General features: G+C 48.8%; 28 protein-coding genes. 10 read left to right on the forward strand and 18 right to left on the reverse strand.

What is annotated here, in order from left to right:
- Positions 1-57: 57 nt before the first annotated feature.
- Entirely contained in the window at positions 58-1,236 is a 1,179-nt protein-coding gene (locus tag SY83_RS08430; protein ID WP_068605840.1) for a glycosyltransferase family 4 protein, read from the reverse strand.
- Positions 1,237-1,483: 247 nt separating this feature from the next.
- Here SY83_RS08430 and SY83_RS08435 point away from each other — a divergent pair, with 247 nt between their 5' ends.
- Complete coding sequence (locus tag SY83_RS08435) at positions 1,484-2,011, forward strand: phosphatase PAP2 family protein (protein WP_068605841.1); 528 nt, start codon at positions 1,484-1,486, stop codon at positions 2,009-2,011.
- A 68-nt stretch (positions 2,012-2,079) separates the two neighbouring features.
- Positions 2,080-3,225, forward strand: coding sequence for an MGDG synthase family glycosyltransferase (locus tag SY83_RS08440; RefSeq protein WP_068605842.1), 1,146 nt, complete (start codon positions 2,080-2,082; stop codon positions 3,223-3,225).
- Positions 3,226-3,276: 51 nt separating this feature from the next.
- Here the strand turns inward: SY83_RS08440 and SY83_RS08445 are convergent, their stop codons facing one another.
- The 7 genes from SY83_RS08445 to SY83_RS23285 form a co-directional block, all read right to left on the reverse strand.
- On the reverse strand, positions 3,277-3,615 hold the full coding sequence (locus tag SY83_RS08445; protein ID WP_068605843.1) for a hypothetical protein: 339 nt from the start codon (positions 3,613-3,615) through the stop codon (positions 3,277-3,279).
- A 6-nt stretch (positions 3,616-3,621) separates the two neighbouring features.
- Positions 3,622-4,365 (reverse strand): hypothetical protein, encoded by a 744-nt coding sequence (locus tag SY83_RS08450; protein WP_068605844.1) that lies wholly within the window; start codon positions 4,363-4,365, stop codon positions 3,622-3,624.
- Positions 4,362-4,745: an STAS domain-containing protein gene (locus SY83_RS08455; RefSeq protein WP_068605845.1), complete on the reverse strand. Its 384-nt coding sequence runs from the start codon at positions 4,743-4,745 to the stop codon at positions 4,362-4,364. Before SY83_RS08455 ends, SY83_RS08450 begins: the two co-directional genes overlap by 4 nt.
- The gene (locus SY83_RS08460) at positions 4,735-5,175 is read right to left on the reverse strand and encodes an ATP-binding protein (protein WP_068605846.1); all 441 of its coding nucleotides are present in this window, start codon (positions 5,173-5,175) and stop codon (positions 4,735-4,737) included. The genes SY83_RS08455 and SY83_RS08460 overlap by 11 nt, the downstream gene beginning before the upstream one ends.
- Positions 5,156-6,901, reverse strand: a complete 1,746-nt coding sequence (locus SY83_RS08465; RefSeq protein ID WP_068605847.1) for a SpoIIE family protein phosphatase — start codon at positions 6,899-6,901, stop codon at positions 5,156-5,158. Before SY83_RS08465 ends, SY83_RS08460 begins: the two co-directional genes overlap by 20 nt.
- A gap of 178 nt (positions 6,902-7,079) precedes the next feature.
- Positions 7,080-7,847, reverse strand: a complete 768-nt coding sequence (trmB, locus tag SY83_RS08470; protein ID WP_068605848.1) for a tRNA (guanosine(46)-N7)-methyltransferase TrmB — start codon at positions 7,845-7,847, stop codon at positions 7,080-7,082.
- Between the two features lie 175 nt (positions 7,848-8,022).
- Positions 8,023-8,193 (reverse strand): hypothetical protein, encoded by a 171-nt coding sequence (locus SY83_RS23285; protein WP_197479998.1) that lies wholly within the window; start codon positions 8,191-8,193, stop codon positions 8,023-8,025.
- A gap of 318 nt (positions 8,194-8,511) precedes the next feature.
- Here SY83_RS23285 and SY83_RS08475 point away from each other — a divergent pair, with 318 nt between their 5' ends.
- The 4 genes from SY83_RS08475 (at position 8,512) to SY83_RS08490 (ending at position 11,692) form a co-directional block, all read left to right on the forward strand.
- Positions 8,512-9,465 carry a tRNA modification radical SAM protein MnmL/YtqA gene (locus SY83_RS08475; protein WP_068605849.1) on the forward strand — a complete coding sequence of 318 codons (954 nt, stop codon included), beginning with the start codon at positions 8,512-8,514 and terminating at the stop codon, positions 9,463-9,465.
- A 2-nt stretch (positions 9,466-9,467) separates the two neighbouring features.
- Complete coding sequence (locus SY83_RS08480; protein WP_068605850.1) at positions 9,468-10,088, forward strand: MnmM family RNA methyltransferase; 621 nt, start codon at positions 9,468-9,470, stop codon at positions 10,086-10,088.
- 46 nt (positions 10,089-10,134) lie between these two features.
- Positions 10,135-10,530 (forward strand): VOC family protein, encoded by a 396-nt coding sequence (locus SY83_RS08485; protein WP_068605851.1) that lies wholly within the window; start codon positions 10,135-10,137, stop codon positions 10,528-10,530.
- Between the two features lie 196 nt (positions 10,531-10,726).
- A complete protein-coding gene (locus SY83_RS08490; protein WP_068605852.1) occupies positions 10,727-11,692 on the forward strand; it encodes a type I phosphomannose isomerase catalytic subunit in 966 nt (321 codons plus the stop codon).
- Positions 11,693-11,938: 246 nt separating this feature from the next.
- Here SY83_RS08490 and SY83_RS08495 read toward each other — a convergent pair whose 3' ends face one another.
- A complete protein-coding gene (locus SY83_RS08495) occupies positions 11,939-12,439 on the reverse strand; it encodes a hypothetical protein (protein WP_068605853.1) in 501 nt (166 codons plus the stop codon).
- A 282-nt stretch (positions 12,440-12,721) separates the two neighbouring features.
- On the opposite strand from SY83_RS08495, the gene SY83_RS08500 reads away from it, so the two are divergent.
- Positions 12,722-13,105 carry a VOC family protein gene (locus tag SY83_RS08500; protein ID WP_068605854.1) on the forward strand — a complete coding sequence of 128 codons (384 nt, stop codon included), beginning with the start codon at positions 12,722-12,724 and terminating at the stop codon, positions 13,103-13,105.
- 13 nt (positions 13,106-13,118) lie between these two features.
- On the forward strand, positions 13,119-13,874 hold the full coding sequence (locus SY83_RS08505) for a class I SAM-dependent methyltransferase (protein ID WP_068610993.1): 756 nt from the start codon (positions 13,119-13,121) through the stop codon (positions 13,872-13,874).
- A gap of 121 nt (positions 13,875-13,995) precedes the next feature.
- Here the strand turns inward: SY83_RS08505 and SY83_RS08510 are convergent, their stop codons facing one another.
- The 7 genes from SY83_RS08510 to SY83_RS08540 form a co-directional block, all read right to left on the reverse strand.
- On the reverse strand, positions 13,996-14,433 hold the full coding sequence (locus tag SY83_RS08510; RefSeq protein ID WP_068605855.1) for an NUDIX hydrolase: 438 nt from the start codon (positions 14,431-14,433) through the stop codon (positions 13,996-13,998).
- Positions 14,434-14,518: 85 nt separating this feature from the next.
- Positions 14,519-14,950, reverse strand: a complete 432-nt coding sequence (locus tag SY83_RS08515; protein WP_407944616.1) for a DUF350 domain-containing protein — start codon at positions 14,948-14,950, stop codon at positions 14,519-14,521.
- A gap of 17 nt (positions 14,951-14,967) precedes the next feature.
- Entirely contained in the window at positions 14,968-16,380 is a 1,413-nt protein-coding gene (locus SY83_RS08520; RefSeq protein WP_068605857.1) for a glutathionylspermidine synthase family protein, read from the reverse strand.
- A gap of 2 nt (positions 16,381-16,382) precedes the next feature.
- Entirely contained in the window at positions 16,383-16,742 is a 360-nt protein-coding gene (locus SY83_RS08525; RefSeq protein ID WP_068605858.1) for a hypothetical protein, read from the reverse strand.
- A 16-nt stretch (positions 16,743-16,758) separates the two neighbouring features.
- On the reverse strand, positions 16,759-17,241 hold the full coding sequence (locus SY83_RS08530) for a hypothetical protein (RefSeq protein WP_068605859.1): 483 nt from the start codon (positions 17,239-17,241) through the stop codon (positions 16,759-16,761).
- 9 nt (positions 17,242-17,250) lie between these two features.
- The gene (locus tag SY83_RS08535) at positions 17,251-18,279 is read right to left on the reverse strand and encodes an ion channel (protein ID WP_231891400.1); all 1,029 of its coding nucleotides are present in this window, start codon (positions 18,277-18,279) and stop codon (positions 17,251-17,253) included.
- A gap of 83 nt (positions 18,280-18,362) precedes the next feature.
- Positions 18,363-19,637 (reverse strand): outer membrane protein assembly factor BamB family protein, encoded by a 1,275-nt coding sequence (locus tag SY83_RS08540; protein WP_197479999.1) that lies wholly within the window; start codon positions 19,635-19,637, stop codon positions 18,363-18,365.
- Positions 19,638-19,773: 136 nt separating this feature from the next.
- Here SY83_RS08540 and SY83_RS23290 point away from each other — a divergent pair, with 136 nt between their 5' ends.
- A complete protein-coding gene (locus tag SY83_RS23290; protein WP_197480000.1) occupies positions 19,774-20,157 on the forward strand; it encodes a hypothetical protein in 384 nt (127 codons plus the stop codon).
- A gap of 337 nt (positions 20,158-20,494) precedes the next feature.
- On the opposite strand, the gene pdxR is transcribed toward SY83_RS23290, so the two are convergent.
- Positions 20,495-21,865 (reverse strand): MocR-like pyridoxine biosynthesis transcription factor PdxR, encoded by a 1,371-nt coding sequence (gene pdxR / locus SY83_RS08545; protein WP_068605862.1) that lies wholly within the window; start codon positions 21,863-21,865, stop codon positions 20,495-20,497.
- Positions 21,866-21,977: 112 nt separating this feature from the next.
- Between pdxR and SY83_RS08550 the strand changes: the two genes are divergently transcribed.
- On the forward strand, positions 21,978-22,949 hold the full coding sequence (locus SY83_RS08550) for a DMT family transporter (RefSeq protein WP_068605863.1): 972 nt from the start codon (positions 21,978-21,980) through the stop codon (positions 22,947-22,949).
- Between the two features lie 30 nt (positions 22,950-22,979).
- On the opposite strand, the gene SY83_RS08555 is transcribed toward SY83_RS08550, so the two are convergent.
- Positions 22,980-24,785: a B12-binding domain-containing radical SAM protein gene (locus SY83_RS08555; RefSeq protein ID WP_068605864.1), complete on the reverse strand. Its 1,806-nt coding sequence runs from the start codon at positions 24,783-24,785 to the stop codon at positions 22,980-22,982.
- Positions 24,786-24,812 lie beyond the last annotated feature (27 nt).

Below are 24,812 nucleotides of genomic sequence, written 5' to 3' on the forward strand. Positions count from 1 at the left end.
GTATACGCAACTTCCAAGACGCTTACAACTTTACAGCTTGACGATACAACGCGGCACTCATCGAATCTGCGCATACCGTTCTTCCAGATCGGCGCTGCTGCTTTGCGAACCCGCCTCTTCAAACGACTCCAACAGCTTGAAAAAGATACGGTCCCATGTCTGCTCTTGACTATAAGCACGCCCCCGCGCAGCCATGTTTTCCCTCAGCAGTGTATTATCATACAACAGGGTCAACGCTTCTGTAAATGCGTCGATATTACCAACCGGACACAGCAACCCTGTCAACCCGTGTTGAATATTGTCGCGAACTCCCCCGCTGTCCGCCCCGATGACAGGGGTCCCGCAGCCCATAGCTTCGAGAACGACATTACCGAACGTCTCGGTCGCGGACGGAAATAAAAACACGTCCGCCGCGGAATACAATTCCGCCAATTCCTCACCATGTACAAATCCCGTAAAACGAATATCTTCGTCTTCTTCATAACGTCCCGCGAGTTCCTTATAAAGCGGTCCGTCTCCGGCAATAACCAGATAGCTATTGCTCTTTACCCGCTCCGGAAGATTTTCAAACGCAGCAATCGCAATATCCACACTTTTTTCCGGCGCAAGCCTTCCGACAAACAGGATCATATGCTTAGATTCTGAAAATCCCCAACGTTGACATGCTTCTACACGGCTTGTTCTGGGGTAAAACCTTTGTAAGTCCAATCCGCGTCCCCAAATTTCCAGGTTTCGCATCCCTTTACTTTCCAGATGGGTCAAGGTTGTCGGTGACGGAACATAGATTTTGCGGGCATCTTGATGAAACCAGTGCATATACTTCCACAGGATAGCCTCCATCCATTGGAGCTTATAGTACGAAAGGTACTGGTCAAAGTGGGTATGATAGGACGCGACAAACGGAACTTTATGTTTTTTGGCGTAATGAATGCCGTGAAGTCCCAGATTAAAGGGGGTTGCAACATGGATCAGCGTAGGATTAAAGGCCTTCAGCATGGATTTCATCTGGATAGGATTGGGAATGGCCATGCGACATTCAGGGTACAATAAGAAGGGAATACTGTAAAACCGCTCCACCATCGTCTGGTCGGCGGTCTGCACGTTCTGCGGCGTATCCGGCGCGAATACCTTACATGCTATCCCCCGTGATTCCAGGTATTGCACCCAGCGCCCCAAAGTACGGGCTACTCCGTTGACATCAGGCAGAAAGGTGTCAGTAAACAAGGCAATTCTCATTACGACCCGGCCTCCTTCAAGTCTTGTCGGTTAATCAGTAAATAACCATCATCCTATTTCTATGGGACAACTAGAAAGGATATGACCCTGAATGAAACCTTTACCTTACTATAATCGTTTAATGTTAAGCGAAAGTAAGGGCTGCATTAAATTTGTATCGCTTTAATTTAGCATTCCGATAACATTCCAGTAACAATGAAGCATTATAATGGATGTTAGGATTAAATTATTCCTGGGAGGGGTTTTTATGAGTCGTGTCGTAACCTGGTTACAGCGTCATGAAAATCGCATGTTTTTCTGGGCCAATCATAAACTAAATCATGCGGTGTTGGACTACCTGTTCTCCTATATCACTCACTTGGGCGGAGCCACGTTTACCATTGCGTGTTCTGTGCTAACGGCCATCTTCGCACCCGCACCTTGGAATACGGTTGGTTTACAAGCCATGACGGCGCTTGCCGTGAGTCACATTCCCGTGGCGATTATTAAGAAGAAGTATCCTAGATTACGTCCCTATCTCGTATTGCCGCAAACCAATATCGGTAAGAGCCAATTGACGGATCACTCTTTCCCTTCAGGTCATACAACCGCTGCCTTCTCTGTGCTGGTTCCGTTTATTATGGCTTATCCGATGTTAAGCACCGCTCTGATTCCGCTTGGCGTCCTGGTGGGATTATCACGTATGTATCTTGGGCTGCACTATCCGTCCGACGTTCTCGCAGGCTGTGCCGTTGGCACGATCACCGCAATGGCTACGGTTGCATTCTTTCATTAAAATCGATATTGTTAAGAGAATGCCATTGTTACGATAATGTAAATCTTGATTAAGATAGGTGAGCTGTCGTGAGAAAGAAAAGAGTTCTGTTGCTATCGGAGGGGTTCGGCGCCGGACATACTCAGGCCGCCCACGCGCTTTCCGTCAGCTTGCGTAAGCTCTCACCCGGCATCCAAACCCGGGTATTCGAGCTCGGAAGCTTCTTGCATCCAACAATAGGACCTTGGATTCTGTCGGCCTACCGTAAAACGGTTACGACGCAACCCAGACTTGTCGGTATGATGTACCGTTCAAATTATAAGAAATCGTTAAACCGTTTTACTCAATTGGCCTTGCATCGGATATTCTATACCCAGGCCACCACAATAATAAGGCAGCTTCGTCCGGACGCTATTGTGTGCACTCACCCGATTCCGAACGCGGTCATCTCCAGGTTAAAGAGACTGGGTTTGAACGTGCCGCTCGTGACGGTCATTACCGATTACGATGCCCACGGAACGTGGATTTATCCTGAAGTTAACAAGTATATGGTCTCCACCGCGGAAGTGAAACAAAAACTGCTGCAAAGAGGCGTACCTTCCACCAAGATTCAAATTACAGGCATTCCTGTACATCCGAACTTTTGGGAACAGCATAATAAAGATGAAATTCGGCAGCAATTCGGTTTAAAGAGTATGCCTACGGCGCTTGTAATGGGCGGAGGTTGGGGTCTGGTCAACAACCAGGAGCTTCTCGAGCATATGGCCAACTGGAACCGCGATGTTCAAATTATCATATGTTTAGGAAGCAATGAGAAAGCAAGAGCTTCTCTTGCGGAGAATCCGATTTTCCAAAAAGCTAACATCCATCTGCTCGGTTTCACGAAAGAAGTCGACAAGTTAATGGAAGTCTCGGACTTATTGATTACCAAGCCCGGCGGCATGACCTGTACAGAAGGCATGGCTAAAGGCATACCGATGCTTTTCTATTCACCTCTTCCGGGACAAGAGGAAGAGAATTGTCATTATTTCACGCAACTGGGATTCGGCGAGCCCATTTCATCCTTCCAGACGGTCACGGATTGGTTTGACCTGTTGAAGGATGATTATGAAACCGTGTCAGCCAGACGTCTTGAAGTCACCCGTACCATTAACCGTTACAACCCTAATGATTCATCGGTTGCCATCCTGCAGATGCTCGAGCGCAACCACCAAATGGTTAGCACAGCCCCTTAAATCACAACAAGCCGTCGCACTCAGCGCCGGCTTGTTTTAATTCGATCAGGATTAAGGAATGTCGCTTTCGGACCCGGGTATAGATACTGAAACCTGCACCTCAGCGTCTGGCACCAACATTGTCGCATCCGAGCCCTCTGACTCCTTGGACTGCGATTTAAGCTTCTCCTTCCGGGAGGAGGCCATATGATCAACAACCCCCTGCAAAGCGTTCACACCGCCTACCGTCAGAATCAACGTCGATAATATCATCGTCAGATTATCCGGGATGTCGCCGTCCTTCATACACAAAGCCAAACCATACCCCATTCCCGCGAGCAGGCATAGAATTAAAGCGGAATATTTAGCCTCATCCAAACTCAGCAACCCTTGATACCATTTAGGTTTCACCGTTATTCACCGATCCCCGATAATAATTTTCACTACACCGTTACTGTTCACCCTGTGCAGAAGTCCTTGAGTTTCCGCGGCATCGATGGCTCTTTTAAGCTCCCCTCCGGTATATTCGACGCCCTGATACACCAGCAGATCAACTACTTCCAATAAGGAAACTTCTGTCCCCGGCTCAAATTGCTTTCGAATCAACGCGTCCAGCGCTTGATCAATAGCTGACGGTTGTACTCGGGCTGAAAATCGGCCGCGGATTTTGGCGATCTCCGATTCGAATTTCTTCCGATATTGTGCCGAGATCGCCTTTTCTAAATCTTCGGATACCTCGAAACCATTCTCCCGTAAGGAGTGAAATATAGAGCCTACGTCTTTGGAAGCTTTATCTGTCACCTTGTTCAACATGGAAATGAGATGATCATTGGATTCCTTGGAGTCGCGGCGCATGTCCGACAATTCCTGTTTAATTTCCTTAAATTCGTCTACTTTACTGCTGATTTGATGAAGAGCTTGCTGCACTTGCCTGTTCTGATTGGACGATTCAAAGGACTGAAAGTATGAATACACCATGGCCACCAAGGCAAGCAGGATGGAAGCCAACGTGGACCCGAATGATATTTGATTAATGAGCTCCTGCGCGGAATGAAACCGCCATACACTAACGAGGATCATAAACAGGACCAGATCGGTTATGATAAAAAGATAAATCAGATCCTTATGGTTCCGCCATCGCCATCCCGGCTCTCCGCTCATTGAATCCGCCCCCGAAGAACAGCCTGAGCTTCTTCCGGGCTCTCGCATAAGGTGAACAGTAAATCAAGCTTCGCAATCAAAAACAATTCCCGCAATAACTCGTCATTCACCACAATCGCCATTCGACTCCCGTTCACACAATACCTTTTATTAAAATGAATAAGCACTCCAAAACCGGTACTATCAATTAATGTCAGTTTCGAAAGGTCCAGCACATAACCGGGCCGAGCCTCTACCAGCCTGCTGAGCATCTCCTTGGCAGCTTCACTGTTTCCGTAAGTGAGCTTACCGGCGGCCTGGATCCACTGGATGTCCTCCGTCAACTTGGAGGTAAACGATATTCCGGCCGGATCTCGCTTGCCATAAGGTTCACGGTTCATTTATACAACCTCCTTTCTTGCGAAATTCTATGGATACGATGCCAAACTCATTTTGCTCAACCCTCAATTCATCAGACAAATGTCTCGCCAGCAACAATCCCCGACCGCTTTCCTCGCTGAGCATCTCCTCGAAATGACGATCCTGATTCCGCCGTATGGCTTCAAGGGAATTATACTGTCCGGTGTTGGTAACCTTCACAATAATATCCTCATGCTCCAGACGAATGGTCAACGCAATGGAACTGCAGTCCGCCGCCTTTCCGTAAGCGCGGTAAGTAGCTTCCATCGCGTTTATGATCAGCTCATGAATGGCAAAACACAGTTTGCGGGTATGAACGGTATCCAGACGACTTAGAAGGTGCTCGGTCATTTGGTCCAGATGATCCATGTTCTCCCAGCTTGGCACACATTCAATTGTCATTCGAAACATGAGATTCACGCTCCTCGGGAGTGTCGGACCAATGACCCGCATCCAAACAGACAAGGCATATGTCATCGGGTCTTTCGGTTAATGCCTGGATGTCTTTATCCAATAAATTCATCACGGATTGGTTGTTCCCGTGCCGGCAAGCGGTTAACACATTCCTTATGGCATCCGTTGTAAGACCGGGTCTGCCCTTATAAACTTCAAATAATCCATCCGTGTACATCAACAACCTGCAATGTTCGCCGTACTTGAAATGACCGGAGTGATACGCCGCTTCCCGCACAATGCCGAGCGTAATCCCGCCCCGATCCAATTTCACGAATTGACCTTCATCGGTTAACGCGATTCCATGCGGATGTCCCGCATTGACGTAACGGACCGTATGGTCGCGCGTGTCCAATGTTACGCAAAGGGCCGTGCACAACACGGTTTCCGTATTGCTTTTGCTATGGAACAAGTCGTGAACATGATAATTGAGCCGTTTCATAATAGCTGCAGGATCATCCATGTACGTGAGCAGTTCCTGCAGGAAGGAATGGATATGCATGCCGACAAGGGAGGAAGCCACACTATGACCCATGACGTCAATGAGAATGACGGTACACTTCTCCCCGTTCGTATGCCATGTATACATATCTCCGGCGAGCTGTTCGGAGGGCAATTGTTTCCCGTGAATATTCAATCTTGTACCTTCATACCACTTAGGCAGCACGGATTGTTGAATACGCTTCGATAACTCCAATTCCACGGCAAGCTTCAGTTCCGAACGCCTGCGCTCTGTGATATCCATCAAGGTACCCAAGGTGCCGGCGTATCGGTTCTCCTCATCTCTTCTGGACTGGGCAAACCATTCCACCCAACGATAATCGCCGTCCGCGGTAACAATTCGAAGCTCACGCTTGATCCAAGGCACTCGAAAACCGGACAACCCCTCCCCTGCTCCTTTAAGAAGGAGCGCATCCTCCGGGTGGATATACAGGCGAACAGGCATCTGCAATGAATTCCCCACCGTGAATCCCGTGATCTCCGTCCAAGCGGGATTCAGGAAAGTCCAGCGTCCCTCTTCATCGGTTTGAAAGATGACTTCTTTCACATGATCCACCACCGAACGGTAGCGGTCCGACATGGACTTATAATTGTTCTCGCTGATTCTTAATTGGCGGAAGAGCCGGTTCGATTCCAGAATATACTCCAAGATGTAAAAAGCTACACTGCCCCCGACAACGGCGATCAGCGAGGTTTGCAAATACAACAACAGCACTTCGGATTTCCTCATGGCGAACCACAGGAACCCGCCGACGATAGGAATCTGAATTCCGTTAAACAATTGAAACGCCTTCCAGCGGACAATAGGGACTTTGGCAAGTGAACCGAGTAAGACGGCTATCATTAACATGACGGCGGTGGCGCTGAAAGAAATGATATTTGAATCAAAAAAGGTCAAGCGGCCGATCGCAATAATTACGGCTGAAACAAGTGCCGAAACCATTCCTCCATAAACAGCCGCGAGCACAACGACAACATGTCTTAAATCCGTCTTTACCGTATCCGTTACCGGGATGCTGAATACAATCAGAATGATTCCCAGTCCTCCGAGCAACACCCCCAAACGAACGCGTATTCCGATCGGCGCATCAAGGGCGGGAGGCTCCATTTTGAAAAAACGACCCATAATAAACAGATACGAAAGCAGCACGCATAAATTGACAGCCAACTCCTTAAACACCATTTTGCACGTCCTCCCAGCAGGCCCTGGAGGGCAATCTATAGTAAATCTACTATTAGCATATGGGAATCTAGTAAATTCGGAACGGACAAGTTCACTTGGTGAATCATCTAAGTTTACGGGCAAAAAGAAAACGCCAAACCCTCGTAAAGAGAGTCGGCGTTTGGTGTGTAAATATTACTTATTCAGATTCGTTGTCGGTATCTTCTGAAGTATCTTCGGGCTCAGCCGCTTCAGCGGCTTTAAAAGCTTCTGTGCGCGCATGGTGGTTCGCGACGGCGTCTGTTCCGATTACGACTTCCATCCGGAAAATCGGCATGTTCCGCTTCGTAAACTTCGTTTCGTATTCGGTCATAACGTGTTCCTCTTCCGATACTCCCGCGCGGTGAAGGTTCAAGGAAATGTTCTTCATCTGCAGACGAAGGTCGGAGAAAGAGTTCAAGGAGAACTCAAACAGGGTTTCCGAATCTGTCTTGAAATGAATTTCGCCGTCCTTGTTCAGCACCTTGCGGTACTTGTTTACGAAGTTGGCGTGTGTCAGTCTGCGGCGGGCATGCTTCGCCTTCGGCCAAGGATCGCTGAAATTAAGGTAGATCCGTTCCAGTTCACCTTCTTCGAAGACATCCTCCAGGTCCAGAATGTTGAACCGGGCCAACGCCAGATTCGGCGGGGTCATATCCTCCGTCTCGCTCCAGATCGCCCGGGCTTTCACCGCTGCCCTGCGAACCAACTCATCATACATATCCACGCCGATGTAATTAATTTCGGGGTTTCTCTTGCTCATACCGCTGATAAAGCGGCCTTTGCCCATACCCAGCTCCGCGTGGATCGGATGATCATTCCCGAAAAACTCTCTCCAACGGCCTTTATACGGATGTGGTTCCAACACCACCAGATCTTTCTGCTGCTCTAATTCTTCTTTAATGCCTTTACGGCCTCGTAATCGCATGGGTTGTCCTCCAATAGGTTCTGCGGAAAGTGTTCTTTTTAACAAAAATCAATTTATATTCTGACAACATTCGGCCCAAAAGTAAAGCAATTTCAAACCCGCGGCTTCTTCCAATGAAAAAAGGAGTGTTCACTGTTTCCAGTGTCCCACTCCCAGGCTGCGTCTATTTGAACAACTAATTGGAAATTAATTTCTTCTCGATGCTCTTCATCAATTTCTTCTTCGCGTCAACGGAAACTTCCGGGTTGTGGTTGAACCGGGTACCCGTCAATGCCAGCGCTTCTTTAACAGTCAGCTGCACATTGATTGTCTCGTTGCCGTGTAGATCGCTCTCGCGTGTTGCCATGAATATCACCTCACCGTGAATTTACCTTCAGTGTGCCCGGAAACAGGTTAAACTATTTCATGGCCCCTGATTGGAGGTTTCCTTGTTATTCCTCGTTTTTAATATAACACATCATGTAAGGTTACGCAAGCATTTTTCCCAAATATTTTTTCGACAAAAAGCCCGTATTTATTGAGTGTATTCGCTTTCAACTTTTTAATGGAATTGGAAATTATTTTGGGCAAATGAACGGTATATCCGGGGGATTCGCAATCCTCGCCCTTTTTGGGATACAATAGAATAAGCATGCTTTTTTGGAGATGAAAGGAGCTTTACGCTATGCAAGCTACACCCATACACGAGCCTCTCCTGTGGGGAGACAAACGTTTTCATACATGGAATTACGAAATGCGCGAGGTGTTTCATGAGAAAGTATTTAAAGTAATGCTCGACGCGGGCTTTACCTGCCCCAACCGGGACGGCAGCATCGCCAAAGGCGGATGCACGTTCTGCAGCGCGCGCGGTTCCGGTGATTTCGCTGGAAGTCGGCGGGATGATCTCGTTACCCAATTCAACAATATTCGCGACAAACAGCATATAAAGTGGCCGAGCGCCAAATATATCGGCTATTTCCAGGCCTACACGAATACGTACGCGCCGGTTGAAGAACTGCGGGAATATTATGAAGAGATTTTGCTTCAGCCCGGGGTGGTCGGCTTGTCGATTGCAACGCGTCCCGACTGTCTGCCCGACGATGTCGTTGATTATTTGGCGGAATTGAATGAACGTACGTATCTGTGGGTAGAAATGGGACTGCAAACGGTGCACGAAAGCACTTCGACGCTGATTAATCGCGCCCATGATACCGACTGCTATCTCGAAGCGGTGGAAAAGCTGCGCAAACGGGGCATTCGCGTATGCGCCCATATCATTTATGGCCTGCCGCAGGAAACGCATGAAATGATGCTGGACACCGGACGGGCCGTTGCGGCTATGGATGTGCAAGGCATCAAGATTCACCTGCTGCACCTCATGCGCAAAACACCGATGGTGAAGCAATATGAAGCCGGCTTGCTTCGTTTCCTGGAGCAGGACGAATATATTAAACTGGTCGTCGACACGCTGAAGTTCCTGCCGCCGGAGATGATTGTGCACCGGCTAACCGGAGACGCGCCGCGCGACTTGCTGATCGGCCCCACTTGGAGTCTGAAGAAGTGGGAAGTGCTCAACGCAATTGACACGGAGCTCCGCGAGCGCGACACGTGGCAGGGCAAGTTCTGGAGAGGAAACTGACGATGGGCTTCCTCTCCATTTTGTCTTTCGCGCACGCGCTGATTCGGGAGCGGCTGCGACCGGGAGAGCTCGCGATCGACGCCACGGTCGGCAACGGCGTCGATACGCTGTTTCTCTGTGAGACGGTGGGTCCAAAGGGCACCGTCTACGGGTTTGACGTACAGCCGCAGGCGCTCGAGAGCGCATCCCTGCGGCTGGCCGCGCGCGGGCACGGCCGCGTCGGCGCCGGCGGCAGCAACGCTGTGGGCGCGGGCAGCGGGTGCACGAAGGTGCACCTGCTGCTGCGCAGCCACGCGGAGCTGCTGCGGGCGGTACCCGAGGAGGAACACGGGACGGCGGGAGCCGTCATGTTCAATCTCGGGTACCTGCCCGGCGCCGACCGGGCGGTCGTGACCGCGCCGGCGTCGACGCTGCCGGCCCTGGCGGCCGCGCTCACGCTGCTGCGCCGCGGCGGCGTGGCGACCATCGCGCTGTACACCGGCCACGAAGGCGGCGCGGCGGAAGCGGAGGCGGTCGCCGCCTGGGCGGCTATGCTACCACAGTCGCAGTACAGGGTGCTGCAGTACCAATTTTTGAACCAAAAGAACGCTCCTCCCTATCTTATCGCGATTGAAAAGGTATAATAGATTTGGAAATCCTAAATTCGATAGAGAGTGGTGGAGAAAACAGATGGCTGTGAAGAAATTAGAACATGTGGGCATTATGGTGCGTGATATTGAAGCTTCTGCGGCTTGGTACCGCGATGTCATTGGCATGGAGATTGTCGGGATGCTTGCTCATAACAATGAGGTGATTAAGCTAGCCTTCTTATCCTTCCCCGGATATCCGGAGTCCCAGGTGGAACTGATCGAAGGGTATAACGCCGATTTGCCGGATGAAGGTAAAGTGCATCATATCGCATTCACCGTGGATGACATTGATCAGGAATGGAACCGTTTGAAAGATCTTGAAGTAAAATTCATAGATTCGGAGATTACGTTGCTGTCCAACGGCGCGCGGTACTTCTTCTTTTACGGTCCGGATGGGGAGCGGATTGAGATGTTCCAGCCGGGGAGCCCGGCATAGCAGATTTACGCGGAATGCCGGCTTATCCCTTTGACTCAGGCTGGGTGCATACCGTTGATACTGCGCGGAATGCCGGCTTATCCCTTTGACTCAGGTTGGGGTGAGTTCTTCTCTAATTCCTTTGAAATTCATATTTTATACTTATAAGAAACAATCAGTTGAATGAACATTCCTATGGAAAGAAGGTCACCTACATATGAAACCGTATCCTTTACAATTTAAAGCGGAAATGAAAGAACGGGTCTGGGGCGGACGCGCGCTGGAGCAATTTGGCTTGGAGCTGCCGGAGGGCGCGATTGGCGAGGGTTGGATGATTGGCGATCACCCGAACGGAACAACGAAAGTCATGAACGGGGAATTAGCGGGCATGGGTTTGGATGAGGTTCGCGAGAAATACGGTAAAGAGCTGTTCGGGACCAAAGGTTTTTCCGAGAAATCCGGCCGCTTTCCGCTTCTGATCAAATTGCTGGACTGCAATGACGACTTGTCCGTGCAAGTGCATCCGAACGATGATTATGACCGTCTTCCCGCCGGCGAGTTGGGCAAAACGGAGATGTGGTATATTTTGCACGCGGAGCCTGGGGCCAAAATCATTTACGGTCTGAAAGAAGGCGTAGACGCGGCTTCATTTAAGGCTTCCATCGAGGAAGACCGCATTATGGATTCCCTTCAGGAAGTCACGGTGGAAGCTGGGGATTCCTTTTATATTCCGGCGGGAACCGTCCATGCGTTAGGCGCCGGCGTGCTCGTCGCTGAAATTCAACAGAATTCGGACACCACCTACCGCCTGTATGATTACAAAAGACCGGGCCTCGACGGCAACCTTCGCGAATTGCATGTGGAGGACTCCCTTAACGTGACGGATTACGAAGGCACCTCGGCTACCCGAATGAAGACGGACATCGAGACGCCGAACGAATGGTTGCGGCTTGCGGCATCTCCTTATTTTGTAACGGATAAAGGGATTGTCGACGGGGTTTGGAGCTTGCAGACGGATCCGGGCAGCTTTGTCATTGTTATCGTGGCTGAAGGCCGAGGCTCTTTGACTTGGGACGGCGGCAACCTGGATGCCAAAGCGGGCGACTGCTTCCTGATTCCTGCCAATTTGGGTAACTATGCGCTGGAAGGCAACTTTACCGTGCTTCGGAGTATGTTGCCTTAGTTCGTTTTCTATGTAGAGCTACTTTCGTGCTCTAAGGTATGTTTTTCGTTGATGAGTTGGCCAGTTACGTTATATCCTCACTGGTATTATTTTGATATCTGCAAACAAGGAAACGAATTTCCCTCGTGTGTCTTCCCGGAGACAGGTGTGAGAAATTCGTTTCTTTATTTTTAGCTATGGTAAATCTTTAATGTTTATATTTGGGTGATAAAAAAGAATGCCTCCGAATATAGCATTTTTCAATGTTTATGACCATTTTTCTTCATCATCAATCCATTCATTATTGTTTAAATCATATGATTTATAATCATCGTGAAATACAAAATACGATGGTAAATTCAATGAAGCTCCGCCTGCTTTTTTCCAACATTGACTAAACCAGTCTGTAAAAACTTTTTGCTCTTGTGGAAATAACGTCTCCTCATTTTGCTCATAAAACTCAAAAAAATCATCTAACTGACCGTCGTTTAACTGATGATATTCGATTTCTGGCAGTATCTCTTCACTACCAGCAAAAACTGTTGTGTCATTTCCTCCATAGAAAACTTCATTGGCTTCTTTATCCATTGAGAACATTCTTATTGATAACTCGAACCTTGTAGGTTCAATGAATGCAGAGAAATCCAATAATTCTATATCAGTTGAGAAGTTGTATGCAAAGATTCTTTTGAGATTACTCACTAACAAATCAGATTGTTTCTCAAGGTTGGTTTTAACAGAACCAATATAATTATCGACTGTAAACATAATATAAACCTCCACAAAAAATTTGAAGTTAAGCGGTAGATCGGGATAGTCTTAGTGTTCAATCTATTTCATTAACTGGGTACAAACAAAATGAAAAATCATCATGTCCTTTAAATTCTTTACTGAGCCTTAAAATCCCTCTATCTCAAGAAAACGAAACAATGCCAAATAATGCTCCAAACTATTTTGATTAATTACAATAGACACTTGTTTCCAATTCAGGTATCATATTTAATGAAACGATGTTGCATACAATGAAACTGAAGGAAGGGGATAACGGCTATGTCGTACGCTTTTATAGGTCTGGATCATGTTCAACTCGCGGCTCCTGAAGGAAGCGAATCTGTTGCGCGCGAATTTTACGGAAAGGTACTCGGATGGACTGAGATTCCGAAGCCTGCAAATTTGCTTAAACGAGGCGGGGTTTGGTTTCAATGCGGTTTTCATCAGCTACATATCGGCATTCAAACTGATTTTGTGCCTGCAATTAAAGCGCATCCCGCATTTCAAGTAAAACACCTCGAAACTCTCAAAGCAACCCTCACTCAACAAGGCATCAGCGTTACAGAAGATTACGAACGTCAGGATGAAGGTGTGTCCCGCTTCTATCTTCATGATCCTTTTGGAAATCGACTGGAGTTTATGGAACGGCACTATGTCAACTAGGAGTGATATGATGATGGACAATAAAGAACGATTTTCGGACCGGGTAGACACTTATGTCAAGTACCGCCCCAGTTACCCCAGCGATGCAATCGATTATTTGTATCACCAGGTCGGCCTGAGCCCTAATTCTATGGTTGCTGATATAGGCGCCGGAACAGGTATCTTTTCAAAACTATTGCTTGCGAGAGGCAGCCGGGTCGTCGCGGTGGAACCTAACCGTAATATGAGGGAAGCTGCAGAGGCAATGCTTGGCGAAACCCCTAACTTCCATGCTGTAGGCGGAGCTGCTGAAGCAACAGGACTTTTAGATCAATCCGTCGATTATATTGTTTGCGCCCAGGCATTTCACTGGTTTGACCGAAGGGTGACATCTGTGGAATTTCGCAGAATTCTAAGACCGGGCGGAAAAGTCGTACTGATTTGGAACTCGCGTTTAACCCAAGGCACACCATTTCTTGAGGCTTACGAGCAGATGCTTCAACGCTTCGGAACAGATTACAAGCAAGTCAATCATAAGAACATCTCATGGGATACGCTACAATCTTTCTTTCAAAAAGGATGGCCACAAACCGCTCGCTTTGACAATACACAAGTTTGTGATTTTGATCAATTACAAGGAAGACTGCTCTCCTCATCCTATTGTCCCGCACCCGGTCATCCTGCCTATGAGCCCATGATGTTGGAATTACATCGTGTCTTCAATGCCTATAACCTGGATGGTCATGTAAATCTCAAATATGAAACCGAACTATACTGGGGAGATGTTTAAAATAACCTCTATTTAGGCCTCCCAGGATGGGTGTCTGCGTTTAAAGGTTGGTTAATATGGTAACCAAAACAAAGAGCAAGGTCTCCCATCGCGATGAGAATCCTTGCTCTTATATTTTGCTTTAAGCTCTGGAAACGACCCGCTCCAGCACCTCATCCAGATAATCCCCGTGCCCTTCGGCCAAGTGAATTTCATCCTTACGGGTAATCCAGAAGTATACGAAAACCTGTCCCGCTTCCTTCCCCCCGCCCGTCGGCAGGTGGTACCATTCATTGCGCTCTTCCTCGATAGGGATATGGAAGAAATAACGGTCTTGCTCTTGCCCCTCCGAATCTGTCCATTGATCGAATCCAATCAGACTATGGATCTTCAATCCGGACAGTCCGGTTTCCTCAGCCATTTCCCTCAGGACGGCTTCCTCCGGATTTTCACCCGCGTTTACGGTGCCTTTAGGGATTTGAAACCCGTTGCCCGCCTCCGGATGCTTGAGGATCAACACTTCCGTACGGCCCTCATGTACACGGGTAATATAAGCATAAGCTTTCAACACGCGATCCATCGTTCGTTCCTCCTTAATAGGTACTAGATAAGGAGATTTACCCTATAGTTGCTGAGTCAGAAACCCATTTACCAATTCTTAAACTTTACATCAAGAACGTCCCGATCACCAACGAAACGCCCACAATAATGGATCTGAGCAATTGCGCGACCGACTTATTGCCTTTTTCAATTTCCTCACACACATGCAATGCCGGCGTCAGGAAATCAAATATAATATAGACCAAACACAACGCGACAATCCCGACAACGGACCAAATAATCATATCGACCCAAGCATCTGTGCTGTAAGACACCATACCCACGATAATCGCTAATCCCAACAGCTTACCGCCCATGTAAATACCTGCGGCTTCATTCCCTTTTTGGATTTCGGCATAGTCATTGAACTTCGTCAGTTTGCTGAAAATAAAGTAACCCAGTGCCATCATCACCAGTATTAATACCATTCCTATGAACACATGCGACAAATCGTTTAAGTACCCTTCCATACCGCGCAACCCCTTTTCATAGTTCATATGTAATATTGCTATTGCTAATCAACTTGCTCTACTACGGCCGCCGGGCAAAAATAAGCCAGATCTCCCGTAATCAATCCGCCTACGCGAGGCAAAATCCCGGCAAACTTCCCGCCGATGACATATACGCCGGTTAGCAAGTATCCATCGACAAGACCATGTTCTGATTCAGCCCGCACTTTCTCCATCGAAATCCGCTGCTGGTAGACTTTCTGCTGATTATTGTAATAGGCGGCTGTTTCTTCGGGATCCCCTGCGTCCATTGCATCCCCTGCGTTCAAGGGGTCCACGGTATTCACGATATTCATGGAATCAGCATCTACTGCGACATGCTGATCCCCCGCCTGAGGCGACGCGTTCATGCCAGCTTCATCATACAGTACGGTTCCCTTTCCCTCGCGTCCCCAATACCCTTTGGCAACATAGGCCTGGTTACAATTCTGAAATAGGTCAGGTGTAGTATAAGTGGGAAGCAGGTAGGTTTTTATCGTGTCCGCTTCTTCCGCCGTGAACAGACTTTCTTCATCGGATTGGATCAATCCGCTTGCGGCTAATTCCTTGCCATGCTCATAAAGCGACCAGATCAACGCCATGAAGCCTTTGCTCTGCGTTATAACGCTTTGAGCGGGGTTGATGATGCACAGTTTCCCTTGTTCCATCAGTTGAAATACGTCCCGGCCAATCGGCCGACCCTCGCTATCTTCATCCCAAACAAGGTATTCCATCGGATACAGCCGGTACCAGATGCCGATCCGCCCTCCCTCATGAAACACGCCCTCGTTCGGGATGATTTCAATGTCTTCAAGTGGAGCATACCGCGCTTCATAACCCGCTTCCCGTACGCGTTCCATCAAGTAGCGCGTGTTGGCCGCATCCTCGGTGTGATCACCGTAGCTGCTGAACACCAAGTCGCCGTCCTCTCCGCCTGCTCGATAATGTTGGATTAACTCCGTGAATGCCTCACGAATTCTTTGATCCATCCCGGCGGAAGGATTACGGTAAGTTGTGCGCTCTTTCAGTACAGACCCTGCCAGCCACGCCGTCTCCGGAATTCCTGTAGGCGTGTCGGTATTGTTCTCAATACATTTCAACCACTCGCCGGCGGGATCCAAAATCCAATCTTGACGGGACACCCCGTGCATGGGCACTTCCATCCGCGCCGCGGTTAACATCGCCGGGTGTAACCCCAGAAGTTTAATCAACACGATGTCAGGGAGCTCCCGCTGAGCCCAGCGTAACACCTTGCGATAAACCCGGTCCAGACGCTCGGAGGCCACCCTCAGCTTCTCTGCTTCGCCGGCGCTGTAACGCGTCACGGACGGTAATACATATTGCTTCCCGTACATTCGGTGGTAGGGAATCACTTCTTCCCTGCCGCAGCACCTATACAGTTCATCATGAAGCACGCCTAGACTTTCGATTCTGGGCATACCTAGCCCCCGCTCCAGGATCCTTTGCTCGTGCCGCCGCTGCCGAATCCTTTGGCTTTATAATAGGCGGTACCCGCTTTGATGGCGGATTTCTTGGACGAGTAACCATGTGTGCTGTACCAGCTGGATGAACTGGTGTCATCGTCACAATCGTACTCGTACCCGTATTTCTCCTTCTCCCATTGGCATTCGCTATAGGCATCCGCCGAGGCCGCATTACTGGAACAACCTGTCGTTGCTGCAGGCAGGGCCATCATTAAAGTGAAGGCTAGCAGCTTTTTGGCTCTGGGCGTCTTGCCCGACTCCATACCCACGGAGGAACACTGCTGTTCATACCAGGTGTCGATGTTCTTGTTATCCATATGTCTCTTCCTTTCTTTACGCTTCCGTCATAAATAAGAGCAGTTTATTACGGTCTGTGTCCAAAATCGTATAGACGATTTCATAATCCGTTTGTTGTACGTTTCGGTAATGATCCACCAAGATCGTGACCGTTTCGTAAGGTTCTCCCATCCCTTGTTGCAAAAACCTCTCAAAACGCTCTCCGCGGTACCGGTAATATTCCACTTCCCCATATTCAGCGATATCGCTGTATTCATAGAGCGCCTCGCGTACGGCTTCCCCATAGACAGGCAGGCTTGCGGGTGTCCAGGGCTTCACATAGATCATGGACTCGCCCGCACCGTCTGTTTCATGAGAGGTGTGCTCTCCCGCTTTGTTGCGTAACACCGTTGCATTCACCAGCTTACGAATACACAGTTGTTCTCTGGTAACCGGCAGCTTCAACCAGATGCCGGCCACCCTGCTAAGGGCTTCATCCCACTCACAATAGGTGAGGGAAGTTTCTTTCATCTCGGTCATGTTCGCTACTCACCTTTCTTCGGAATGCTTCAGTTTGACATAGACGGACTCCTCACAAATCACGTATAGCCGTGTCTCTTCCGGAATCGTTGTATCCATTAGATGATTCACACCAAGCCGATGTTGGTCGGCAATTAATGTCGCACCTTCTGCAAGTAAAGCGTTGAACGCATCCCGGTAGGTTTTCCATTCTTTTCTTGGCTTGATCTCAAACAGTTCCCCGCCTTCTTCCTCGCCGCGGCGAATGAGGCGGTTGTAAAGGGTCGTAATGCCTTTGGATAATGCAGACCTTACAGCAAGACGCGAAATCGTTTCCTGCGCGAGAATGAAATCATTCACATGAATGTGATTAAAGTTCTGGATATGCTTTTCTTGCATAATTTCCACGGTTGTATGTACATCCGGAGCCAAGCTTTCGATGGTAGACGCGATTAGTAACGATTTCCCGTCTGTTAAAGAAGCATCGTGAATGAGTTCATCAGCGAAGATGATCGCGGCTTTCGCATTTAGCGTATTCGCTTTTAACAGCGTTTCCCGGTCGGTCGGGTCGCCCTGGATGTAATGGAGCCTCTCATGGTTTAACGGAAGACGGTCCGTCTGAGCGATTACAATAATATCCGTGAACGTATCCGATTCCAGCACTTCGTTTACGGCAATCTCGGTTTTTTTGCTCCAACCGATCATGATAATATGCTTTCTCCCTTTGTAAATCAATCGGCCTTCCTCCTTCCTGCGCGTAAATGAGCCTAATCCGTCCACCACTTTCCCAATCACGACACCCACGAGCCCGATGCCAAACACAAACATAAACATCGCGACCACTTTCCCCGCGGCTGTTTCCGGAAATAAATCCCCATAACCGACAGTTGTTACGGTAGTCATGACATACCATATCGCGTTAAAGAACGTAGTGAATCGCTCCGGTTCCAACGTTCGCATCAGGATCGCGCAGATGATGACGAATGCGGAGGCGGCCAGCAGCAAGGAGATATTGTTGAATTTGCGAATCAGTGTAGCTAATCTTCGTATGGTAAACACGGCAAACACCTCCCCCATACATACGTCGTTTATTAGTAAATGTTTCACTGAAGTTCCATAAATTCGCTCTTTATCCTAACATACTATCTCATCACAATTCCATGGATTTTTCCTCCACGTGTAGCCACAACAATGGTATCGTCAAAAATAGCCGGAGATGCCTCTATGTTGGCTCCCAAACTGATTTCATGAAGAACCTTTCCGTTCCGCGCGTCCAAAAGGTGGAGATTTCCCACGGAATCCCCCTGAACGATGTAGGGATTTCCTGCGATGTCCTCGAAATCTACAGGTGAAGACCAGGCATAGTTGGACATTGTCCAGCGCCAAGCTTCTTTGCCCGTTTTCTTCTCCAGGGCGATCATCAGGCCTCCGCTCAGATTGCCGTAGCGGGCAACCGTGAAGATCATCAGGTGGCTGATCTTGCCCTTTCCCTTGACGGGGGTGGCCAGAAGTCCGCCGTTGACGGGATGTTCCCCCTTCACGGTAAGTGCGGGGATGTTCTTTTGCCATAAAGTAACGCCCGTCAGCCCGTCGATTTTGCGGAGAATCGCATTCCCTTTGCTTCCCTGCTTATCCACTTCGGTGCCTGTATATAGGAAGGGGTGATCATTCTCAACCTCCACCACCAACGTTGCGTCGGTATCGTCGGTATGCGGCGTTGCCCATACCGGCTGCATCGTCAGGAGATTCACACATTGTAATGCGCCCATATTATCGCTGAAATAGGCAAAGTTTTTGTATACCGCTACCGAGTTTTCAATTCCGTGGTAGGTATTTCCTTGCTTGCCCGCTATGACATAGCGGTATTTCAACGGTTTTGGTTGAACGGAGATGGATGGGCCGGACCGGTCGAACTTGGTGTTTAGCTTAAGCGTATACAATAAACCGTTTTCTCCGCCAACTGTTAACGTATCGGCGTTTCGGTTAAACAACGCCGAGCTGTCGAATGCGCCCCATCTGCGATAGGCGTAGGGTTCGATCCCTTTTTGATAATAAAGACGTTTGCCGTCGATCAGACTGTATATGCCGAAGCCGATTCCGCCTTTCTCGGGAATGCCTTCGCCGACATAAAGCAGCGGATACCCGCGAGAATCAAGAGAAGCACTGCCTTTAATCGGATTCCCCGTACGAATCGGCTCGCGAGTCAACTTACCGGTTGCCGTGTCGAGGAAATAGACGTTACCGTCCAAGGAGGCGTAAATCGCTTCAACGAAGTTTGGTTGTGTTCGGTAAGCTGCATTAAGATTCATGATCTTCTTCGTCTCTTCTTTCCAGCGAACCAGAATTGGCTGCCCCGTCCATCCCGCTCCGCCGCCCCAAGAAGAACTGCTAGTGGTAAATGACCATGCGGGAACCAACTTCCTTTCCGTTAAGTTACGCTTTCCATAAGATGGCGCGTCTCTTAGATGGTTTCCGCGAAACGTAAGTACTCCTTCAATCTCCGTATATTGCTCGGGAAATGTCTGGGGGGAGGGTGTACCTTGGTGTTGAAAGGTGATTGGTTGGTTGGTCGTCGCCACCGCTTGCAGGGGTAACCATGCTTTCCCCTTTGTGCCGCCGGAGGACTTATCGTCCGGATTTGGAGGTAATGGTGGTTTAGTGTTAGGTGCTGTTGATTTAGTGTTAGATGATGTTGATGGAGTCAATTTAGTTTCAGATGGAGATGAATTCGGTTTAGGTGATAATGGCGTTCGATTCGTTGCTTTTGTCTGTTCAATGCTCGGATTTTCCGATTCGGTAAACTGGGTCGTTCCGGCGCATCCGCATGCCAATCCTAACAACACCATAAGAGCGCATTTCAGTTTCATGGACACCCCCCTCTCTCCCTCTCATTCCTATTCAGGCAGGGGTGGAATATTGTCCATTTTTTTTGCTTAGTGTGGGTTATACCGACGCAGTTCGATTGAGGCCTTATCGGAACGTTGCCTCTTCCATTAACCAACCTTAACGTAGAAATTTTATGCTATTTGCAGAACTATCAGAAATAGCGTTGAAATTTTACGTTATTTTTGAGATCTTCCCCTTCCTATGGAAGAAATACGCCAAAAGCTCATAATAACGTAAATAAAATACGCTATTATTTTATTTTTTTTAATAGCGTAATTTTCTTACGTTATTCAACGTATGCAGATTCCCTATACCAATACACGCACATAAGCCGGCTCTAACATCAAGCCGGCTTGTTTCTACCCTATGATTTCGTGTCAACCCTTTTTTACATCCTCATCGCTTTACCGATCCGAAGAACTCCCTCGAGAATCTGCTCCTCATTCAAATGGCCATATCCCAACAACAAACCATTACCGGAAATCAGAGCCCCGTAGACACCCTCTTCTCGGAATCGTTCCTGAAGTCCGTCCGGGAACGGAGCTTCAAAATCCGCAACTAAATGTAGCCCCGCGGCGCGGCCGCAAATGCGGAAATCCCCGCCGAATTGATCCGTCAACGCGCTTAGAAGGATATTACGTCTCCTCCGATACAGCTTCTTCATCTTCTGAATATGCCTGCTGAGATGACCCTGATTTATAAAGTGAACCAGCGCAAGCTGTTCCAAGCTTGGGGTCTGATAATCAGAGAGCCGTTTCAATTGTCTGAAGCCATCCACTAGCGGTTCAGGCACAATCATGTATCCTATCCGAAGTGAAGGAAACATGGTCTTGCTGAACGTTCCGATGTATAGGACCTGGTCCGGGCATAAACTTTGAAGTGATTGAACAGGAGCCCCGTCATACCGAAATTCACTGTCATAATCATCCTCAATAATGTAACCGACGGTTTGCCGCACATATTCAATCAGTTCAATTCGACGCTGAATCGGCAGGATGCCGCCCATAGGAAACTGATGGGATGGCGTAACATAGATGCATTGGGGCGAAACGTCCGCCGGAAACAGGTGTGTCATTATGCCAAAATCATCAACAGGGATCCCTTGTAAAGCCGCTCCGGTAGAAGTTAAGATGCTCTTCAAATCCTCATTAGACGGATCTTCGACCAACACATGATCACGGGATGACAACAAGAGTCTCACGATCAGTTGCAGAGCCTGTACTGCACCACTCGTGATCACAATCTGCTCCGGTCTGCAGATGACCCCTCTTGTTTTCCACAGATGTTCCGCCAGGACAAGACGCAGCTCCGGTACTCCACAAGAATCTCCATAGCCTAAGTTTGCCGCGGTAGCATCCATACAGACGCTTTGGAGAATAGTTCCCCATTTCTTCATGGGAAACAAATCCACTGCTGGAAGTCCCGTTCGAAAAGAGATCAAATCTCTTTCGGACTCTTCCGACTCTGGCTTACTCGCAAAAGAAAGAACCGGTTCCATAGGCGAATAAGAGCGCAACTGAGTCCCTTCCGCCACATAAGTTCCCGCACCGGAACGACCTGTTATGTAACCTTCGGCTAACAGCAGTTCATATGCTTCCAGAATCACGTTGCGTGAGATATGGAGTTCTGCCGCCAACTCCCTAGTCGAAGGCAGTTTGTAACCGGCAGGCATCTTTCCCGTCAAAATAGATTCCCGAAATGCTTCAAATACCTGACGAAACATCGGGATATCGCCCTCTGAATCAATTGAGAACCACAAGTGACTCCCTCCCTCGAAGTGGTACTGTCTAAATGGTCTAATAACGGCACTACAACAGACCATTAGCCTTTGTTACAGTATACATGAAAGAAGAAGAAAGGGGTCGTAATAAATGGGATTTTCTAGAAATGCCGCTTATATTGAACTAACCGTCGCTGCTATGTTGGTTGGAAGCTCTGTGGTGGTCGGCAAGCTGACAACGATGCAAATGCCTGTCTTCCTGTCGCAATCAGCCAGTCTTGCGGTGGCTTTAGTGTTGCTGATCCCGCTGGCGTTGAATCGTCGTGGCGCCTCCTTGCGGGTCAGAAGAAAAGATTTGTACTCTCTCTTATTGCAAGCTCTCCTAGGGATGTTTCTGTTTCGAATATTCATGCTTTACGGATTGAAATTCGTCTCCGCGGCGGAAGCCGGCATCGTTACGAGTATGACTCCCGCGGTTGTAGTATGTCTCTCCATCTTTATGCTGAAAGAAAAATTAACCAGAAGGCTGCTGCTCGGCGTCTTCTGCTCCCTTGCAGGTATTATCAGCATTCAGGCGACCGGTTGGTTTACATCCGTTCCGTCCGTTGCTTCGGAATCATCCAGTCCGTCCACCGCTCCCTGGATCGGTCTTCTGCTTATATTGGCCGCGGTCACGGGGGAGGCTATGCTTACCATTTTGCGCAAAATGACTGCAAGCCATGTCTCTTCCTTATTAGGCACAACTTATGTAACCTTCTTTTCCTTTCTGATGTTTCTGCCCTTTTCCTTGGTTGAAGCAACGCAGTACGATTGGGCCGCGGCAGGTTACAGAGAATTGGGACTGGTAGTATACTACGGTATTTTCGTGACGGCGTTGGCTTACCTCTTATGGTTTCGAGGAGTATCCAAGGTATCCGCCGGCACCGCCGCGGTCTTTACAAGCTGCATCCCGCTTAGCGCCATGTTGTTGTCCTATGCGGTGTTGCGGGAGCCATTCGCTTGGACTCACCTCGTCGGAGGAGCCTTTGTGATTGTCGGCGTATGGCAAGTTTCCAGTGCTCCCGAGAGAATAGGTCTCAGACATAAACACGGCGACCTCTCTCCGGTGGAATACCGGAACTAGATCGCCGCTTAACTTCATTATGCAGTTAGATTAAGTGACAGATTGCTCCGCCGTCTCCATCAACATCGTGAACGCCAGTGCCGGCACCGCGGCCTCGCCTTGATAGTATACAACCAGCAAGGTCGTGCGTGTCCGGTCTACAGTGCCGTCCGCACGGAATTGCTGGAGGTCGAAGGGAATCACTTCGATGACCGCATGTTTTTGCAACAACTTCTCGTCCGCGCCCAAAGCCGCAAAGCCTTCCGATACCCGCTCCGGATGCGCCGCGATCTCCTTCATATAGCCTGCCCAGTCCGATTTCTCCATGGTGAAATCCCACCAGATTTTGCGCGGCTTATATTTGTGATTCATGAAATAGTCCAGCTTCATCAAGCCGAGAATGACGTCCATATTCTCCGTGCCCCGGTCCTGAAGGAAGCCCAGCAACCTGGTAAACAAATCCTCCAGCTGATGCCCGATCTTCTGCCATCCCCGGTCCTCCCAATAGTTCCCGAACGCTTGGAAGAAATCGAACGGCGAGGCAAACTCCCGCTCTATGAGATACTCCAACGTATGGTCCATCCGATGCGCGTTCCAGTATTTCTCCAGCACATCCTCCACCCGCTTGATCCGCACAATATCGGCAAACGGCAGCAGATCATTGCCCAGAATCTCATATGGCGCATGATCCATATAAATATAGTTGTACTTAGGCGCATCATTACGCATGCCTGTGCCCCGCAGCATCTTCAGGAAACCAAGCTGCAACTCTTCCGGGCGCAGGGCGAACACATCGTTAAACGTAGTGCGGAATGTGTCGTAATCCTCCAGGGGAAGTCCCGCGATGAGATCGAGATGCTGATCGATTTTGCCGCTTTCCTTGATTTTGTTCACCGTGCGGGCGAGTTTGGTGAAGTTCTGCTTCCGCTGAATGATCGCGTTTGTCGGATCATTGGTCGATTGCACGCCGATTTCAAACCGGAACACCCCGGGAGGCGCATGCTCGGACAAGTAATCCAACACTTCCGGACGCATAATATCCGCGGTAATTTCAAACTGAAACACGCAGCCCTGATGATTTTCAATCAAGAATTGAAAGATTTCCAGCGCGTAATCCCTTTTGATATTAAACGTACGATCGACGAACTTGATGAGCTTGGCGCCTTTGTCAATGAGATACAGAATATCCGACTTCGTACGCTCCATGTCAAAATAACGCACTCCCACCTCAATACTCGACAAACAGAACTGGCAGGAGAACGGGCAACCGCGGCTCGTTTCAAAATAAACCACCCGGTTCGAGAGGGTCGGCAAATCCTCCTCGAACCGATGCGGGGATGGCAATTCCGCTAAATTCAGCTTCGGTCGGCCAGGCGTGAGGATGATCTCCTCCCCTTTGCGGTAAGCGAGTCCGTACACGAAATGATATTTCCGCGTTGTCGACAGCTCCGTCAACAGATGATGAAGCGTCTCTTCGCCCTCACCCATCACGATGAAATCTGCCTGGGGAATGCGGTTCATCCAATACTCGGTATCATACGATACCTCCGGACCTCCGAGGATGATCGTAACCTCGGGTTTGATTTTGCGGATCATCTCCATCACCTTAATGGTCTCTTCAATGTTCCAGATATAGCAGGAGAATCCGATCACATCCGGGTTTCGGGTGAACAGGTCGGAGACAATATTCATCACCGGATCCTTAATCGTGTATTCCGCAATATCGATATGGAAATCCTTCGCGCTGAACGCTTTCAGAAAGCGCAAAGCCAAGGAAGTATGGATGTATTTGGCGTTTAACGTCGCTACGACGGTTTTCAGTTGCTTGGCAGGTGCCGGGGTATTGCTAGTCGTCATGGTCTTGTTCCTTTTCTGTATAGATCT

It is taken from the genome of Paenibacillus swuensis, from assembly GCF_001644605.1.
Taxonomy (GTDB): domain Bacteria; phylum Bacillota; class Bacilli; order Paenibacillales; family DY6; genus Paenibacillus_N; species Paenibacillus_N swuensis.